This is a genomic window from Sphingobium sp. MP9-4 (assembly GCF_005281675.1).
In the GTDB taxonomy this organism is placed as follows: domain Bacteria; phylum Pseudomonadota; class Alphaproteobacteria; order Sphingomonadales; family Sphingomonadaceae; genus Sphingobium; species Sphingobium yanoikuyae.
This window is the reverse complement of record NZ_LUFI01000056.1, coordinates 20721-37619: the sequence shown is the minus strand read 5'-3', so window position 1 is coordinate 37619 and position 16899 is coordinate 20721. Positions and strand designations below refer to the sequence as shown.

General features: G+C 64.9%; 11 protein-coding genes. 5 read left to right on the top strand and 6 right to left on the bottom strand.

Features of this window, described 5'->3' with window-relative positions:
- The coding region (locus A0U87_RS17960) for a GH1 family beta-glucosidase (protein WP_137405828.1) at window positions 1–1412 on the top strand (1412 nt) is incomplete at its 5' end.
- A gap of 151 nt (window positions 1413–1563) precedes the next feature.
- Window positions 1564–3240: a M28 family metallopeptidase gene (locus tag A0U87_RS17955; RefSeq protein WP_017500712.1), complete on the top strand. Its 1677-nt coding sequence runs from the start codon at window positions 1564–1566 to the stop codon at window positions 3238–3240.
- Between the two features lie 39 nt (window positions 3241–3279).
- Here A0U87_RS17955 and A0U87_RS17950 read toward each other — a convergent pair whose 3' ends face one another.
- Window positions 3280–3741, bottom strand: coding sequence for an Lrp/AsnC family transcriptional regulator (locus A0U87_RS17950; protein WP_004208390.1), 462 nt, complete (start codon window positions 3739–3741; stop codon window positions 3280–3282).
- Between the two features lie 124 nt (window positions 3742–3865).
- On the opposite strand from A0U87_RS17950, the gene A0U87_RS17945 reads away from it, so the two are divergent.
- Window positions 3866–4918 (top strand): Glu/Leu/Phe/Val dehydrogenase dimerization domain-containing protein, encoded by a 1053-nt coding sequence (locus tag A0U87_RS17945; RefSeq protein ID WP_048937612.1) that lies wholly within the window; start codon window positions 3866–3868, stop codon window positions 4916–4918.
- Window positions 4919–5044: 126 nt separating this feature from the next.
- Here A0U87_RS17945 and A0U87_RS17940 read toward each other — a convergent pair whose 3' ends face one another.
- The 4 genes from A0U87_RS17940 to A0U87_RS17925 all read right to left on the bottom strand — a co-directional run bounded on the left by A0U87_RS17940 (window position 5045) and on the right by A0U87_RS17925 (window position 12288).
- Complete coding sequence (locus tag A0U87_RS17940) at window positions 5045–6550, bottom strand: MFS transporter (protein ID WP_048937613.1); 1506 nt, start codon at window positions 6548–6550, stop codon at window positions 5045–5047.
- A gap of 251 nt (window positions 6551–6801) precedes the next feature.
- Window positions 6802–8856, bottom strand: a complete 2055-nt coding sequence (locus A0U87_RS17935) for a glycoside hydrolase family 97 protein (protein ID WP_048937614.1) — start codon at window positions 8854–8856, stop codon at window positions 6802–6804.
- Between the two features lie 10 nt (window positions 8857–8866).
- Window positions 8867–10468: an alpha-glucosidase gene (locus tag A0U87_RS17930; RefSeq protein WP_048937615.1), complete on the bottom strand. Its 1602-nt coding sequence runs from the start codon at window positions 10466–10468 to the stop codon at window positions 8867–8869.
- Window positions 10465–12288, bottom strand: a complete 1824-nt coding sequence (locus tag A0U87_RS17925) for an alpha-amylase family glycosyl hydrolase (protein ID WP_048937668.1) — start codon at window positions 12286–12288, stop codon at window positions 10465–10467. Before A0U87_RS17925 ends, A0U87_RS17930 begins: the two co-directional genes overlap by 4 nt.
- Window positions 12289–12446: 158 nt before the next feature.
- Here A0U87_RS17925 and A0U87_RS17920 point away from each other — a divergent pair, with 158 nt between their 5' ends.
- Together A0U87_RS17920 and A0U87_RS17915 are read left to right on the top strand one after the other, a co-directional pair.
- Window positions 12447–13469 carry a LacI family DNA-binding transcriptional regulator gene (locus tag A0U87_RS17920; RefSeq protein ID WP_037520142.1) on the top strand — a complete coding sequence of 341 codons (1023 nt, stop codon included), beginning with the start codon at window positions 12447–12449 and terminating at the stop codon, window positions 13467–13469.
- Between the two features lie 76 nt (window positions 13470–13545).
- The gene (locus A0U87_RS17915; protein WP_048937616.1) at window positions 13546–13941 is read left to right on the top strand and encodes a DUF559 domain-containing protein; all 396 of its coding nucleotides are present in this window, start codon (window positions 13546–13548) and stop codon (window positions 13939–13941) included.
- Between the two features lie 165 nt (window positions 13942–14106).
- Here the strand turns inward: A0U87_RS17915 and A0U87_RS17910 are convergent, their stop codons facing one another.
- Entirely contained in the window at window positions 14107–16896 is a 2790-nt protein-coding gene (locus A0U87_RS17910) for a TonB-dependent receptor (RefSeq protein WP_010338929.1), read from the bottom strand.
- Between the last annotated feature and the right edge of the window lie 3 nt (window positions 16897–16899).

The following is a 16899-nucleotide window of genomic DNA, read 5'->3' as shown; positions in this document are numbered from 1 at the left end:
TGGGCGCGGGCCTGGCCGGCAGCACCGGTGCGAACGCGCAGGCCGCAGCCGCGGCCGCCGGCGCGCCGCAGGGCAGCCTCGCCTTCCCCTCCGACTTCCTGTGGGGTTGCGCCACCGCATCCTATCAGATCGAGGGTGCCGTGAACGCGGATGGCCGCGGACAGACCAACTGGGACGTGTTTTCCCACACGCCCGGCAAGGTCGCCAATGGCGACACCGGCGACGTCGCTTGCGACAGCTATAACCGCTATCAGGACGATATCGCCTTGCTGAAGGCGCTGGGCGTCAAGGCCTATCGCTTCTCGATCGCCTGGTCGCGCATCTTCCCCAATGGCCGGGGCAAGCCCAATGCCAAGGGGCTGGACTATTATAACCGTCTGGTCGACGGGCTGCTGGCGGCGGGGATCACCCCGCATGTCACCATGTTCCACTGGGATCTGCCCCATGCCCTGCCGGGCGGCTGGCAGAATCGCGACACCAGCTACGCCTTTGCCGACTATGCCGGCTATACCGCCGGCAAGCTGGGCGACCGCGTGCAGAACTTCATGACGCTCAACGAGCTGCGCTGCTTCACCGACCTCAGCTACATGACCGGTGGCAAGGCGCCGGGCCTGAAGCTGCCGATGAAGGAGGTGAACCAGGTGCGCCACCATGGCGTGCTGGCCCATGGCCTGGGCGTGCAGGCGATCCGCGCCGCGACCAAGTCGGGCACGCAGGTCGGCATTGCCGACAATCCCAACATCTATGTCCCCGCGATCGAGACGCCCGAGCATATCGAGGCGGTGAAGAAGGCCGTGCGCGAAGAGAACGCCATGTTCCTCACCGCCATCATGGAAGGCCGCTACATCGACAGCTACCTGACCGCGCAGGGCAAGGATGCGCCGGTGGTCAAGGAAGGCGACATGAAGCTGATCGGCGCGCCGCTCGATTTCCTGTCGGTCAATGTCTATACCGGCAACACCGTCCGCGCCGACGAGAGTGCGCCGTCGGGCTACAAGATTCTGCCCCATCCGGGTCAGGCGCCGCGCATGCCCTCCCCCTGGCTCTATGTCACGCCCGAGGTCATCTATTGGGGGATGCGCGCGATCAGCGAGAACTGGAAGCCCAAGGGCCTCTACATTTCCGAAAATGGCTGCTCGGCGGACGACAAGGTGGCCGAAGACGGCAAGGTCTATGACACCGACCGCGTCATGTATCTGCGCAATTACCTCACCCACCTGCAGCGCGCGACCCGCGAAGGCATTCCGGTGAAGGGCTATTTCGTCTGGAGCCTGATGGACAATTTCGAGTGGGAGGATGGCTATACCAAGCTGTTCGGCATCCACCATGTCGACTTCAAGACCCAGAAGCGCACGCCCAAGCTCAGCGCCGACTGGTATCGCGAACTGGTGCGCACCAACAAGCTGGTGTGACAAGAGCGCCGCCGCCGTCCCCTTGCGGATGGCGGCGGCGACCTAAAATTCCACGCCATATCGACATATGGCGTCGCATGGGCATTATCCCCTCGCATTGCCGGCCGCTGACTCGCGCCGCGCAATATCCAAGAGAGATAAGGAGTTACCCATGACGATGTCGCCGCTGTCCCGTGCCTCCCGCGCCGCCTGGCGGACGCTGGCCTGTGCCGGGCTGCTGTCCGCTTCCGCCCTGGCCGTGGCGGCCACGACCGCGCCGCAGTTCGACGTCGCGCGCATCGTCAACGACATCAAGATTCTGGCCAGCGACGAGTTTGAAGGCCGTGGCCCGGCGACCCGCGCCGAGACCAAGACGATCGACTATATCGCCAAGCAGATGGCGGCGGCCGGGCTGAAGCCCGCGGGCGACAAGGGCACATGGTTCCAGGACGTGCCGCTGCGCATGTCGAACATCACCGGCACGCCCAGCCTGTCGATGACCGTGGGCGGCGCGGCCCAGCCGCTGACCCAGGGCACGGAAATCGCCGTGCGCGCGGCCGAGACCGGCCAGTCGGCGGTCAAGTTCGCGAACCTGCCGCTGGTCTTCGTCGGCTATGGCGTGAAGGCGCCCGAACGCGGCTGGGACGATTTCAAGGGCGTGGACCTTAAAGGCAAGATCATGGTCGTGCTCGTCAACGACCCCGATTTCGAGGGTGGCGAAGGCGATTTCGGCGGCAAGCTGATGACCTATTATGGCCGCTGGACCTACAAATATGAAGAAGCCGCGCGCCAGGGCGCCGCCGGCGTGCTGGTGGTGCATGAAAGCGAGCCGGCCTCCTATGGCTGGGCGACGGTCAAGAACAGCAACACCAACACCATGTTCGACATCGTCCGCGCCGATCCCAAGAGCGCGCACACCCAGATGGAAGGCTGGATCCAGAAGGATCTGGCGGCCAAGCTGCTGGCCGCATCGGGCGTCGATTTCGAGGCGGCCAAGGCGGCTGCGCGCAAGAAGGACTTCAAGCCCATAACGCTCAAAGCAACGATGAGCGCCGACTATGCGGTGAAGTCGGAAATCATCACCTCGCACAATGTCGCGGGCATCCTGCCGGGCAGCAAATATCCCGACGAGACCGTCATCTATTCGGCGCACTGGGATCATCTGGGCATCGGCGCGCCGGACGCGAAGGGCGACACCATCTATAACGGCGCGCGCGACAATGCGTCGGGCACCGCCGCGCTGCTGGAACTGGCCCGTGCCTATGCCAAGGGCCCCAAGCCCGAGCGCAGCGTGCTGTTCCTGGCGGTGACGGCCGAGGAGAAGGGCCTGCTGGGATCGGAATATTATGCCGACAATCCGTTGCGCCCGCTGGCGACCACGGCCGGCGTCATCAACATGGACGGCCCCTTCGCCGCCGAGAAGACGGTGAACTTCTCCATCTCCGGCGCGGCGAAGCTGGACCTGCTGACCCTGCTGACGCAGGAGGGCGAGAAGCTGGGCCGCCATTATACGCCGGATGCGCGCCCCGAAGCGGGCAGCTTCTACCGCTCTGACCATTTCCCGATGGCCAAGCGCGGCGTGCCCGCCATCTCGTTCAATCCGGGCCGCGAACTGGTGAATGGCGGCGCGGCGCGAGGCAAGGAACTGGGCGATATCTATACCCGCGATCGCTATCACCAGCCGGCCGACCAGTATGACGACAGCTGGAACACCAGCAGCTGGGAGGGCGACATGACCCTGCTCTACAATGTCGGTCGCCGCGTCGCCGACGGCCATGACTGGCCCAACTGGTCGAGCGACAGCGAATTCCGCGCGGCCCGCGACGCCAGCCAGGCACAGCGCAAATAAGATGTGAGGCGTGGCGGCCGGTCCCAACCGGCCGCCATGTCATATCGGCAGTTCGTGGGTCGACTTGATTTCCGACAGGGCGACGGTCGAGTTGATCTCCTGGACGCCGGGCAGCTTGCTCAGCCGTTCGAAGAAGAAGCGTTCATAGGCCTCGATATCCTTGGCCACGATGCGCAGCATGAAATCCATCGTGCCGAGCAGCACGAACGCCTCCAGCACTTCGGGAAATCCGCCGATCGCGGCGCTGAATTCGTCCAGATTGGCGCGGCCATGGGCGTTGAGCTTTACCTGGGCGAAGACCTGGGCATTGAGGCCGACCTTGCGCCGGTCGAGCAAGGCCACCCGCTTGCGGATCAGCCCTTCCTTTTCCAGCCGGTCGATGCGGCGCCAGCAGGGCGACGGGGTCAGCCCGACCTTGTCCGCGATCTCCGCCGTGGTCTGGCTGGCATCGCGCTGCAATTCGCGGAGAATCTTCCGCTCGAAATGGTCGAGTTCGATCATATTTTCCTACATATCGCCGATGACAGGATAATTCATCCTCATATTGGCGATATCGGGCTTCAAATCAGGCAAGATTCTTCTCTGGCGACCAGCGATAAGGCGGCATCATCCCGAGGAGAAGAATATGGTTTCCCGTCCTGCCCGCCTGAACCCGCCGATGCAGTCGGTGCGGCTGCTTGATCCCGCCAGCGGGCTGGACGGCGTGATTGCCATCCACAGCACCGCGATCGGGCCGGGCGCCGGCGGCTGCCGCTTCTGGCATTATGCCGATATCGGCGCGGCGCTGGACGATGCCTGCCGCCTGGCCGAGGGCATGAGCTACAAGAATGCCATGGCCGGCCTGCCCTTTGGCGGCGCCAAGGCGGTGCTGCGCCGGCCCGAAGGCGAGTTCGACCGGGTCGCGCTGTTCCAGGCGTTCGGCCGCGCGGTCGAGGAACTGGGTGGCACCTATGTCACGGCCGAGGATGTCGGCACCAGCGTCGCCGACATGCAGGCGGTCGCCAGCCAGACCCGCCATGTTGCCGGGCTGGATGTCGCCGAGGGCGCAGCCGGTGGCGATCCGTCGCCCTGGACCGCGCTGGGCGTGTTCGAGGCGATGCAGGCGGCCGCCCGCCAGTCGCTGGGCGCCGAACTGTCCGACCTGACGGTCGCGGTGCAGGGCACCGGCAATGTCGGCGCGGCGCTGTGCCGCCTCCTGGCCGATGCCGGCGCCCGCCTGGTAATCGCCGACATCGATCCGCGCCGCCGCAACACGCTGGCCGCCGTGCTGAACGCGAATGTGGTGGACGTGGCCGACATCGCCGCGGTCGAGGCGGACATCTTTGCCCCCTGCGCCCTGGGCGGCGCGCTCGATCCGCAGAGCGTGGCGGCGATGCAGGCGCGCCTGGTCTGCGGCGCGGCCAACAACCAGCTGGCGACGCCCGATGTGGCGGAGCTGCTGCGGGCGCGCGGCATCGTCTATGTGCCCGACTATGTCGCCAATGCCGGCGGCATCATCAGCGTGTCGGCCGAATATCTGGGCGAGGACCGCGCCAGCGTCGCCGCCCGCGTTGACCAGATCGGCGGCCGTGTCGCCCAGATACTGGACCAGGCCCAGCGCGAGGAGCGCTCCCCCGCGCTGGTCGCCGACGAAATGGCCGAAGCCATCATCGGCGAGGCCGAACGCCAGGCGGCGTGATTGCAAGCCGCAGTGATGCTGCGCATCAGCGGCTTGAAACGCTCAAACGCCGCGCGGGCTTGATCAAGGCGTGATGCGGAAAACCCATCACGCCTTGATAGTCCCCCTTCCCCTCTGCGCTGTCGGTCAGTCCCGGCAGCGCAGGGTGGCGAGCGCCGCCAGCAGCATGACGGCGCCGGCAAAGGCCATGGTCCAGATCGGTTCGGTCGGGAAGAAATGGCGCATGATCGTGCCCATCACCGTCGCCACCAGCAATTGCGGGATGACGACGAAGGCGTTGAACAGCCCCATATAGATGCCGAGCTTGGTCTGCGGCACGCTGGAGGCGAGCATCGCATAGGGCATGGCGAGGGTCGAGGCCCAGGCGATGCCGATCGCCACTTCCGACAATAGCAGCGCCTGTGCATCGCGCAGGAACAGGAAGGACAGGAAGCCGAGTGCGCCCAACGTCAGCGCGAGCGCATGGGTCCGGGCCTGGCCGATGCGGCGGGCAAGCGGCTGGAGCAGGAAGGGCGCGGCGAAGGCGGCGACGCCATTATAGGTGGCGAACAGGATGCCGACCCAATTGCCCCCTTCATTATAGGCGGCGCTGGTCGGGTCGGCCGATCCGAAGACATATTGGGCGACCACCGGCGTCGTGTAGATCCACATGATGAAGAGCGCCGACCAGGTGAAGAACTGGACCAGCGCCAGCTTCTTCATCATCGCCGGCATGGTCGCGAAATTGCCGACCACATGGCTGAGCAGATTGTCGGTCCGCCCCTGCGCATGAAGGGTGCGCGCGACGATGCGGGCGATGCCATAGGCGGCAAGGAGCCCGCCCAGCAGATACAGCTCCTTTTCCAGTGCCCAGCCCCAGACGGCGGCGATAATGGCAAGGCCGGCGACGATCCAGAGCGGACCACCGGCGGGGACTGGCGGCGCCGCCTCCTGGCTTGCCGCGTCGCTGGCCTGGGCAAAGCGAGCCATCTGCTCGGGCGAATATTCGCGGGTGGTGAGGACTGTCCAGAGCACGGCGAGGAACAGCGCGGCGCCGCCGAAATAGAAGCTGACCCGCACCGTGTCGGGGATCATGCCGGCGGGCGCGACATTGGAAACCCCCATCTGGTCGAGCAGCCAGGGGGTGGAGGAGCCGATCACCGCGCCGGTGCCGATGAAGGCGGTCTGGATCGCATAACCGGCCATATGCTGTTCCTTCGCCAGCATGTCGCCGACAAAGGCGCGGAACGGCTCCATCGAGACGTTGAGCGAGGCGTCGAGAATCCAGAGCATCAGCGCGGCGGCCATCAGGCCGGGCGCATTGGGCATGCCGAACAGGGCAAGCGCCGCGAACAGCGCACCGGCGAAGAAATAGGGCCGGCGCCGGCCGAGGCGGCACCAGGTGCGGTCGCTATAATGGCCGATCACCGGCTGGACCAGCAAGCCGGTCAGCGGCGCGGCAATCCACAGCAAGGCGAGATTGTCGAGATTTTCCCCCAGCGACTGGAAGATGCGCGACATGTTGGCGTTCTGCAGCGCGAAGCCGATCTGGATGCCGAAGAAGCCGAAGCTGATATTCCACAGCCCCCAGAAGCCCTGGCGCGGCCGGCCATCGGACATCGTCGCGCCCGTTTCCAGCCCCATCTCATTCATTCCGGCCATCCCCATCCTTCGCCTTAACTTCGCACATTTCCCGCACATTTTGACATTAAGTTGCGAGCGCCTGATCCTATCGGAAAGTCTGCCTTCTGCCGGGCTTTTGCAATCCGCAGCATAGAGGAGCGCCTTCCTGTAGGACAGGCCATAGCCGCCTCGTCATTGCGAACCCGGCGATAGCCGGGTGAAGCAATCCACTGGATTGCCGCGGGCCTGCGGCCCTTGCAATGACGAGGTTCACTGGACTGTCACCGCTTGCGCTTGCCGCCGCTGGCGACGAAGCGGATTGCCTGGCCGCCGCCGGGCGCCAGGTCGAGGCTGAGGACGTCGCCCTTCTTCACCTGCTTCTTTTCGATCACGATCGCGTGGCGTGCCTCGGTGCGATAGTCGGCGCCGGGGCCGTCGCGATAGATTTCGGCGGTATAGCTGCGGCCGGCATCGAGGAAGTCGAGCGTGACCTTGGACGAGCGCGCCTGTTCATCGCCGACCGCGCCCAGATACCAGTCGTCGCTGCCCTTCGCCTTGCGCGCGATGGTGACATAGTCGCCGACCTCGCCATTCAAGGCGCGGGTGTCGGACCAGTCAGTCGGCACATCCTTGATGAACTGGAAGGGGCCGGGATATTTGGCGTAATTTTCCGGCGTGTCGGCCGCCATCACGACCGGGGAATAAAGGACGACATAGAGGGCGAGCTGCTTGGCGATGGTCGAGTGGATCGTGCTGCCTTCCGAACCCGACAGGCTGAGCACGCCCGGCGTGAAGTCCATCGGGCCGCCCAGCAACTGGGTGAAGACCAGGTTCGCCTCATGCTCTGGCGGGTTCTTGCCACCGACCCAGGCATTATATTCCATGCCCCGGCCGCCTTCGCGCGCGACCCAGTTGGGGTAGGTGCGGCGCAGGCCGGTATCCTTGACCGGTTCATGGCTGTCGATGCTGACATGATATTTGGCGGCGGTCTGCACGACGCGCAGATAATGGTTCACCATCCACTGGCCTTCATGCCATTCGCGATGCTTCGTGCCATCGGCATCGACCCGCTCGATCTGGCCGGCGTCGGTGACATAGCCGGTCTTCACCACCTGCTCGCCATGGTCGGCCGCCCATTTGAAGGCACTGTCGAGCTGACCGTCATAATGGCTGGCCGATCCGCCGGTTTCATGATGGCCGATCAGGGTGACGCCCTTGGATTTCGCATAGGCGGCAAGGCCGTCGGCGTCGAAATCTTCGGTCGGCTGCGAGAAGTTCATGTCCTTGCCATTGCCGAACCAGTTACCGTCCCAGCCGACATTCCAGCCCTCGACCAGCACGGCGGGGATGCCGCTGGCGGCGGCGAAATCGATGTAGCGGCGAACATTGGCGGTAGTGGCACCATGTTTGGGGCCGCGCGCCCAGCTCCATTCACCCTTGATCATGTTCCACCAGACGCCGACGAACTTGCCCGGCTTGATCCACGAAACATCGCCGAGCTTGTTCGGCTCGTTCAAGTTCAGGATCATGTGGTTCATGTAAAGGCTGGCGGCATCGTCGGCGACGGCAATGGTGCGCCAGGGGGTGGAGAAGCCGGCGTCGCGCGACACTTTGGGGGCGCCCGCCCCCGGCGTCAGATCGGCGCGGAACGTGTTGCCCTCGGCACGGGCGAGATTCATGCCCGCATAATCGACCAGCGCGGCCTCATGCAGGGCGACATGGGTGCCGTCGGCCAGCTTCACCGTCATCACCGTCTGGGCGGTGCCAACCGCGTCGAGCGGGGTGCGGTTGTAGAGATATTCCTCGCGGTTCCATTCATAGGCGGGCTTCCACCAGGCGGTGCCGCCCTGCGCGAAGGCGAACTGGGTCAGCTCCTCGGCGATGTTGGCGTGATGGAGATTGGCCTGGTCCGGCAGGCTGTAGCGGAAGGCGACGCCATCATCGAACAGGCGGAAGGTCACGTCCATCTCGCGCTGGAGATCGCCCTTCTCGCGGAAGACCAGCTTCAGCTCATTATGATGGTCGCGGATCCTGGTCCATTCGCCCCAGGGCTGGGTCCAGCTCGTGTCGCTGCTCGCCTGCTTGCTGTCGGCGAGCGTCAGGTTGCGCTCGATCTTGGGCGCGTCGGTGAACATGAAGCCGAGGCGGCTGTCGGCGATCAGCGGCTTGCCATTGCGCTGCACGGCATAGCTCGGGCGCCCCTCGCCATCGAGGCTGATGGTGAGGGTGATATGGCCGTCGGGCGAGGCGGCTTTGGCCACCACATCGGCGCGCGCGGCGGTGGGCGCTAGCGCCAGGGCAATGAGCGGGAGAGCGAGCACGGTCAGTCGCGTCATGGGAACGTCCTTAAACTTGGAAGGCGGCGACGAGGCCGGATGCGGGGGCGAAATTCCAGTCGGCGATGCTGCCGGTCGACAGTTCGACCTGCCAGCGGTCCGCATCAGCCGGGCGCCAGGCGACGGGGCCGGTGCCGAGGTTGAAGACGCAGAGGCGCTGCTGCCCGTCCTGCGTCCGTTCAAAGGCGAGCAGATCGTCCGGCGTATCGAGAAAGGTGATCGTGCCGCTGCGCAGCGCCGGGGTGGCATTGCGCAGGGCCAGCACCTCGCGCGTCCAGTGGAGCAGCGAGGCAGGGTCGGCTTCCTGCGCATCGACGGCGAGCGGGCGATGCGCCTCCCCCACCGGCAGCCAGGGCTTGGCATCGGAGAAGCCCAGCCAGGGGGCCGCGCCGGTCCAGGGCATGGGCGTGCGGGCGCCGTCGCGCGACAGGGTCAGCGGCCAGTTGGCGATCGCTTCGGGATCCTGCAGATCCTCGAACGCGATATCGACCTGCGGCAGGCCCAGTTCCTCGCCATAATAGAGGAAGATATTGCCGCGCAGACAGGCCAGCAGCAGCATCTTCATCCGGCAATAGGCATGGGCGTCGATGTCGCCGGCCCAGCGCGAGACGGCGCGCGGCGCATCATGATTTTCGAACGCCCAGCTCGGCCAGCCAATCCCCTGCTCCGCCGGCCAGCGCGACAGCGCGTCTTTCAGGAACGGCGCGGTCAATTTGGGCGCATAGAGGAAGTCGAAGCCATAGGCGGTGTTCAGGCGGTGATCACCCTGGGTGAAGGCCTTCATCTCCGCATCGCTGTCATCGCCGCCGACTTCGGCGACGGTGAAGCGATCGGGATATTCGTCGAACACAGACCGCACCTTTTCCAGGAACAGCGGAATGTCCGGGTGGCTCTGGCTGTAGCGCTTGATCTGGAAATCATAGGGGCGCGTGCGGATGCGGCCGTCTTCGGGCGCAGGCGGATTGTCGCGCAGTTGCGGGTCAGGCATCGAATGGTTGATCGCGTCGATGCGGAAGCCGTCGACGCCGCGGTCGAGCCAGAAACGCACGATATCCAGCACCGCCGCCTGCACCTTTCCATTGTGCAGGTTGATCTGCGGCTGCTCCTTCAGGAAATTGTGCATGTAGTATTGGCCGCGCCGCGCATCCCAGGTCCAGGCCGGGCCGCCGAACACCGACTGCCAGTTGTTGGGCGGCGTGCCGTCGGGCTTGGCATCGGCCCAGACATACCAGTCGGCATGGTCATTCTGGCGGCTGGAGCGGCTTTCGATGAACCAGGGATGTTCGTCGGAGGTATGGGCCCAGACCTGATCGACGATGATGCGCAGGCCGAGGTCATGGGCGCGGGCGATCAGCGCGTCGAAATCGGCGAGCGTGCCGAAGATCGGATCGACATCGCAATAATCCGACACGTCATAGCCGAAGTCGCGCATCGGGCTCTTGAAGAAGGGCGAGAGCCAGATGGCATCGACGCCGAGCGAGGCGACATAGGGAAGATGGGCGGTGATGCCGGCCAGATCGCCGATGCCGTCGCCATTGGAGTCGGCGAAGCTGCGCGGATAGATCTGGTAGATGGTGGCGCCGCGCCACCAGGGAGTCAGTGCATCGGTCATTGCGGATTAGCGCTCCGTACAGCGCAGACGCTGTAGCCAAGGGGAGGAAGGTCGAGGGCGAGGCTGCCGGGCGCGGACGCGCGCGGGGAACAGGCCGCGCCGGCAAGGGTGTCGAAGGCGGTGGAGGCGGTATCCACCTGAACCTGCGCCCTGATCGGCGCGGTCGATGTGTTGAAGGCGATCAGATATTCCGCGCCCGTGTCGGGATCGAAGCGGGAGACGGCGAACAGGCCGGGCTCGTCGCCGCGCGCGCGGATCGTCTCGTTGCCCCGGCGCAGGGCGGCATGGCCGGTGCGCAGGCGGGCGAGCGCCGCAATCTCGCGATAGAGCGGATGGGCGGGATCGAAGTGCGCGGTGGCGGTGGTGGCAGTGCTGCCGAGCAGGCGATTGTCGTTATAGCTCGCCACCTGGCTGCCGAACATATCCTCGCGCGCGTCCTGATCGCCGCCATCGCCGACGAAACCCTGTTCATCGCCATAATAGATGGTCGGCACGCCGCGCAGCGTCAGCAGCATGGCGTTGGCGAGCATCACCCGGCGCAGCACTTCATCCTCGCCCGCCTGTGGGAAGGCCCGGCGGACGAAGGTGGCGAAACGGCCGGCGTCATGATTGCTGACGAAGGTCGGCAACTGGCGCGCGGTGGCGGCGCCGCCCTGATAGAGGGCGTCGCCGGTCAGCATGCGTTCCCAGGTCGCGGTCGCCGCCTTGCCCGCGACGGTTTCCAGCGCGGTCTGGCGGAAGGCGAAGTCGAGCACGGCGGGGAAGCCCCCTTCGCGGGTGTGCCAGGCGAGCGGGCCGGCATCGACCGTCTCGACATAGACTTCGCCGAAAACATGGAAATTGGGGATGCCGCGCGCTTTCGCCCGTGCCTGCATGGCGGGGACGAACTGCTGCCAGAAATGCGGATCGACATGCCGGGCCGTGTCGATGCGGAAACCGTCAATGCCGAAGCGGTCGATCCAGCCGCCGAAAATGTCGATCATGCCGGCGATCACGCGCGGATGTTCGGTCATCAGATCGTCGAGCCCGGCAAAATCGCCCATGGTCGCACTCTCGCCCGAATAGGTCGTCTCGCCGCGATTATGATAATAGCGCACATCGTTGAGCCAGGCCGGGTTCTTCACCGCCTGCTCGCCCTTCGGCACGAAGGGGGTGTAGGCATAGGCGGGGTCGGTGAGCTTGCCGAAATTGGCGGCGCTATGATCGGCGTCGCCGGCAAAACCCGGATTGATCGCCGGGCCGGCCACGCCGCCGCGCCGCTGATAGGGATAGTCGGCGCGCGAGCGATAGGGACAGGGCCGGTCGGCGCATTCGCGATATTGGATCACGTCGGCCGTATGGTTGGCGATGATGTCCATATAGACTTTCATCCCCCGGCCATGGGCGGCCTTCACCAGCGCGGCGAAATCCGCGTCGGTGCCGAAATGCGGATCGACATGTTCGAAATCGGTGATCCAGTAACCGTGATAGCCGGCGCTTTCCTGCCCCTTGGGGCCCTGCACCGGCTTGTTGCGGAAGATCGGCCCGACCCAGATGGCGGTGGCGCCCAGACCCTGAATATAGTCGAGCCGGCGGATCAGCCCCTGTATGTCGCCGCCATGGTAGAAGCCCTTGGACGCGGGATCATAGCCGGTCTGAAGCCGGTCGCCCTTGAGGCCGCCCTTGTCATTGGCGGGGTCGGCATTGTCGAACCGGTCGGGCAGGACGAAATAGATGACTTCGTCTTCGGGCAGGCGGGCGCGAAAGCCGTCATCCTGCGCCAACGCCGGCGCGGGAAGCGCGCAGAGCGCAGCCAGCAGCATTGCCGTTCGTCCGCGCATGGCCTTCATCCCTCCCATTGCCGCTTGTGCCCGATTGCCGCGGCTTGGCCCCTTCTTAGTCGGCGGGGACAGGGCGGGCCAAGGGAGCGGCATACGTATTCAGACCGGTTTCAAACCCTTCTATTCCCAATGGAGACTCGCTGGCGTAGGGTCGCGCCATGGCCGCCAACGACAAAGTGACATCCTTCGACATCGCCACGCTGGCCGGCGTGTCCCAGCCGACCGTGTCGCGCGCGCTGCGCGGCGACAAGACGGTGAGCGAGGCGACGCGGCTGCGGGTCGAGGCGATCGCCCGGCAGCTCAACTATACGGTGGACAAGAATGCATCCTCGCTGCGGCGGGGCAAGAGCAATACGCTGGCCCTTCTCTTCTTCGAGGATCTGCTGCCCGACGAAAGCTGGATCAATCCCTTCTTCCTGTCGATGCTGGGGCCGATCCTGCAGACCTGCGCCAAGCGCGGCTATGATTTGCTGACCAGTTTCCAGCAGCTCTCGACCGACTGGCATGTCGATTATGAGGATAGCCGCAAGGCCGACGGCATCATCCTGCTGGGCTATGGCGACTATGAAATCTATCGCACCCGGCTGGAGCAGCTGGTGGCGCAGGGCACGCATTTCGTGCGCTGGGGATCGGTCGACCAGCATGCGCTGGGGATGACGATCGGCTGCGACAACCGGCGTGGCGGGCGTGATGCGGGGGCGCACCTGATCGCGCGCGGATGCAGCCGGATCGCCTTTCTGGGCGACGCATCGAGCCATTATCCCGAATTTCGCGACCGTTATGCCGGCCTGTCCGACGTGCTGCGCGAGGCCGGCCATGCGGTCGACCCCGGCCTGCATGTCGATGCGCTGTCGACCGAGCAGTCGGGCTATGAGGCGGCGAGCCGCCTGATCGCGCGCGGCGTGAAGTTCGACGCGATCTTTGCCGGGTCCGACCTGATCGCGATCGGGGCGATGCGCGCGCTGGACGAACATGGGCTGTCGGTGCCCGGCGACGTCGCCCTGATCGGCTTCGACGATATCCCGGCCGCCAGCCTGACGCGGCAGCCGCTGACCACCGTGGCGCAGGATTATCTGCACGCGGGCGAAGTGCTGGTCGATGCGCTGATCGGCCAGATCGACCGCAAGCCGGTAACGCCGACGCTGCTGGCGCCCCGGCTGATCACACGGATGACGGCTTAGAATTTTCCTCCCCTCCCTCTCAGGGAGGGGTTGGGGGTGGGTAGGCGAGCGGAGCGAGCCTTGCTAACCTGGCCTCATGCGCCGCGTTCCTGAACATATGACGGCCAATGCCCGCGCGCTGCGCAACGGCCAGACCGATGCGGAGCGGATGATCTGGTTGCGCATATCCCGCTATCGCCCGCGCTTCACGAGGCAGTTGGTCATCGGCCCCTATATTGTCGATCTGGCATGCCGTTCGGCGAAACTCGCGATCGAGTTCGACGGGAGCCAGCATCTGGATGCGCAGGCCTATGACGAACGTCGCTCCCTGTTTTTAAGGGAACAGGGCTGGACGGTGTTGCGCTTCTGGAATGGCGACGTGATCGAGAATCCGGATGGTGTGGTGGAGGCTATCTTGAACAGTGCCGCCGAGTGCCTCGGCGGCACCCACCCCCAACCCCTCCCTAATAGGGAGGGGAGACGAAAGACCTGATCTCCCCTTCCCCCCAAAGAAAAACGGACCGCCCTCCCCTCTAAGGGGCGGCGGTCCGGGGAGGGGGATTACCCGCGTGCAGTCGGGCAATCCGGGGAGGAATTTCAGGACTTGCCCGACCGGCGCGAAGGCCGGTCAGAACTTGCCCGGTCAGCCGCAGGCCGATCAGAACTTGTAGGTCAGGCCCAGATAATAATCGCGGCCGTAGCGCTGATAGTCGATGACCTGGCGCTTATCGCCATTCTGATAGGTGACGAAGGGCTGGTCGGTGAGGTTCTTGCCCTGCAGCAGGATCGACAGGCCGGTGAGCGGCCCCGACTGGAATTCATAGCCGATCTGCGCGTCGAGAATGCCCTCTGCCTTGGCGGTGCGGAAGGTCGGCGCGGCCGAGAGGCCGGCGACTTCGCCCAGGAAGGAGGAGCGATAGCGATAGGAGACGCGCGCCTGGAAACCGCTCTTTTCATAATAGGCGGTACCGCTGGCGACCCATTTGGACAGGCCCGGCAGGGTGACGACATCGGTCGGGTTGCTGCCATATTTGACTTCGCTGTGGGTGTAGGAGCCGCTGGCGAAGATGCCGAAGCCGTCAAGCGTTTCGCTGAACACCTTGAACGGCAGCGAGACGGTGCCTTCCGCCCCCATGATCGTGCCCTTGCCGGTGTTGGCCGGGGCCTTCAGCAGGCCGATATAGCTGCCGTCAGCGATGATCTGGTTGCGGATGTCGGCAGGCAGCGAGGCCAGCACGTCCGAGAAATCATAGGCGATATTGTTGTTGGGATCGACGAAGTCGGTCAGATTCTTGAAATAGCCCGCGAGCGAGACATAGCCACCGCCCGGAAAATATTTCTCGATCGACAGGTCGATATTGGTCGACTGATAGGGACGCAGCGCGATGTTGCCGCCGTTCGAGCTGAACGGGCTATATTGCGGGTCGGAGCCAAGGCCGACATTGGCCAGGTTGAAATTATATTCCTGGTTGATGCGTTCCTGGTCCATGCGCGGACGCACCATGGTCTGGGCCGCGCCCATCTTCACGAAGAAGCCGGGCTCCAGCTCGACCGAGAACTGCGCGCTGGGCAGGAAATTGGTGAAGCTTTCCTTGCCCGAGGCCGGGACCACCGTGACGACGCCGTTGGAGAAGTTGGAGATGGTGCCGGTCGATGCCTGGCGGGTGTGGATCACCTGCACGCCGATCGCGCCCTTGAGCGGCTTGCCGCCCAGATCGCCATCCAGCGTCATCTTGGCATAGCCGGTGAAGACATCTTCCTTCACGACATTGTCGCGCACCAGCGACGAGGGACGATTGTCGAACACGGCGTCGAGCGTGTTGTTGTAGAGATAGAGCGGATCGAGCGTCAGCATCGCCGGCACGCCCAGATAGTCGAGCGAGACATTCTTGCCGAGCAGTGCCTCCTGCGGCACCGGCGCCGAGCCGGGCGTGCCATTGGCGATGGTGCAATCCGTGCCGCCGGTGGGGCAGAGGAAATAGCTGGTATAGGCGCTGGTCTTCTTGCGCCGGCTGTAATTGCCGCCGACTTCCCAGTTGCTGAAGATGCTGCCGGAAATGTCGCCGACCAGGTTGGCGCGGAACGACTTCATGTCGTCGATGAACTTGGGCCGGTTGAGGAAGCCCGCCTGCACGACGGCGGTGGTGCCGTTATAGCCCCAGCCATTGGGGTCGGTCAGGCTGATGACGTTGGTGTCGGTATAGTCGAGCGTCGGCACGATGCTGAACAGGCCGTTCGACTGGCGCTCGACGCGCACCGTGTCGGACACGCCCGACCGCAGATAGCCGGTGCCCGAATAGGTTTCGAGCAGGAAGTCGGTGCGCTTGGCGCGCGACCAGCTGGCATCGACATTGAGCTTGAGCCGATCGTTCAGGCGGATGTCGTTGTTCCAGCCGAGCGAGATGGTGTCGGCCTTGCGCTTGTTATAGTCGTTGCGCTGGACGCCATAGACGTTGGAGAAGGTGGCGCCGGTGACGAAGCCATTTTCGACCGTCACGTCGCTGACGCCGACGTCCGTGCCCCAGACGAGCGGGAATTCGATGCCGCGCAGGCGCTGTTCTTCCTCGAAATGCGAGGCGAGGACGTCGAAGGTCGAGTGGAAATTGTCGCTCGGCTGCCATTCCAGCGTGCCGACCATGCCGTAGCGCTTGAGCAGGTTCGACTGCACATAGGGCTTGGCGCCGCCGATGATCAGATTGCCGTCGGCATCGGTGGGATAGCCCCAGGCGTTGAAGCGCTCATTTTGCGACGGGGTCTGCGAGGCGGCGAAGCCCAGCGACAGGCCCAGCGTGTCGTCGGCGAACTGATCGACATAGGTGGCCGAGGCGCGATAGCCATAGCGTTCGCCATCGGGGTTGAGCTTGTCCATGCCGTTCATCTGGCCGCGCAGCGACACGGCGAGGATGCGGTCATTCTTGTCGAGCGGACGCAGCATGCGCAGGTCGACCGTGCCGGAGATGCCGGCGGCGATCAGCGCGGCGTCGGCGCTCTTGTAGACATTGACGTTCTGGAAGAATTCCGAGGGATACTGGTCATATTCGACGCCGCGATTGTCGCCGACAGTGACCTGTTCGCGGCCGTTGAGCAGCGTGGTCGAGAAGTCCGGGCCAAGGCCGCGGATCGACAGGCGCTGGTCGCGGCCTTCGAGGCGCTGGGCGGTGACGCCGGGCAGACGGGCGAGCGAGTCCGCGATCGACACGTCGGGCAGCTTGCCGACATCTTCGGCCGAGATGGAATCGACGATCAGCACGGAATCGCGCTTCACCTTGGCGGCGGAGGCGAGCGAGGCGCGGATGCCGGTGACGACGATGCCTTCGGATTCGCCGGCGGCGGGTGCGGCGGGCGTCGCGGTTTCGGCGTCGGTCTGCGCATGGGCGACCGCGGCGAACGAGAAGGAAGCCCCTGCCAGCAGCGCAGCGCGCAGGACGGTATGACGGAATTGATGCATGAC

What these genes read in the sequence shown, in the direction of transcription:
- A0U87_RS17955 (WP_017500712.1), top strand. Translation starts at nt 1,564, where the DNA reads ATGACGATGTCGCCGCTGTCCCGTGCCTCCCGCGCCGCCTGGCGGACG.
- A0U87_RS17950 (WP_004208390.1), bottom strand. Translation starts at nt 3,741, where the DNA reads ATGATCGAACTCGACCATTTCGAGCGGAAGATTCTCCGCGAATTGCAG.
- A0U87_RS17945 (WP_048937612.1), top strand. Translation starts at nt 3,866, where the DNA reads ATGGTTTCCCGTCCTGCCCGCCTGAACCCGCCGATGCAGTCGGTGCGG.
- A0U87_RS17940 (WP_048937613.1), bottom strand. Translation starts at nt 6,550, where the DNA reads ATGAATGAGATGGGGCTGGAAACGGGCGCGACGATGTCCGATGGCCGG.
- A0U87_RS17935 (WP_048937614.1), bottom strand. Translation starts at nt 8,856, where the DNA reads ATGACGCGACTGACCGTGCTCGCTCTCCCGCTCATTGCCCTGGCGCTA.
- A0U87_RS17930 (WP_048937615.1), bottom strand. Translation starts at nt 10,468, where the DNA reads ATGACCGATGCACTGACTCCCTGGTGGCGCGGCGCCACCATCTACCAG.
- A0U87_RS17925 (WP_048937668.1), bottom strand. Translation starts at nt 12,288, where the DNA reads ATGCGCGGACGAACGGCAATGCTGCTGGCTGCGCTCTGCGCGCTTCCC.
- A0U87_RS17920 (WP_037520142.1), top strand. Translation starts at nt 12,447, where the DNA reads ATGGCCGCCAACGACAAAGTGACATCCTTCGACATCGCCACGCTGGCC.
- A0U87_RS17915 (WP_048937616.1), top strand. Translation starts at nt 13,546, where the DNA reads ATGCGCCGCGTTCCTGAACATATGACGGCCAATGCCCGCGCGCTGCGC.
- A0U87_RS17910 (WP_010338929.1), bottom strand. Translation starts at nt 16,896, where the DNA reads ATGCATCAATTCCGTCATACCGTCCTGCGCGCTGCGCTGCTGGCAGGG.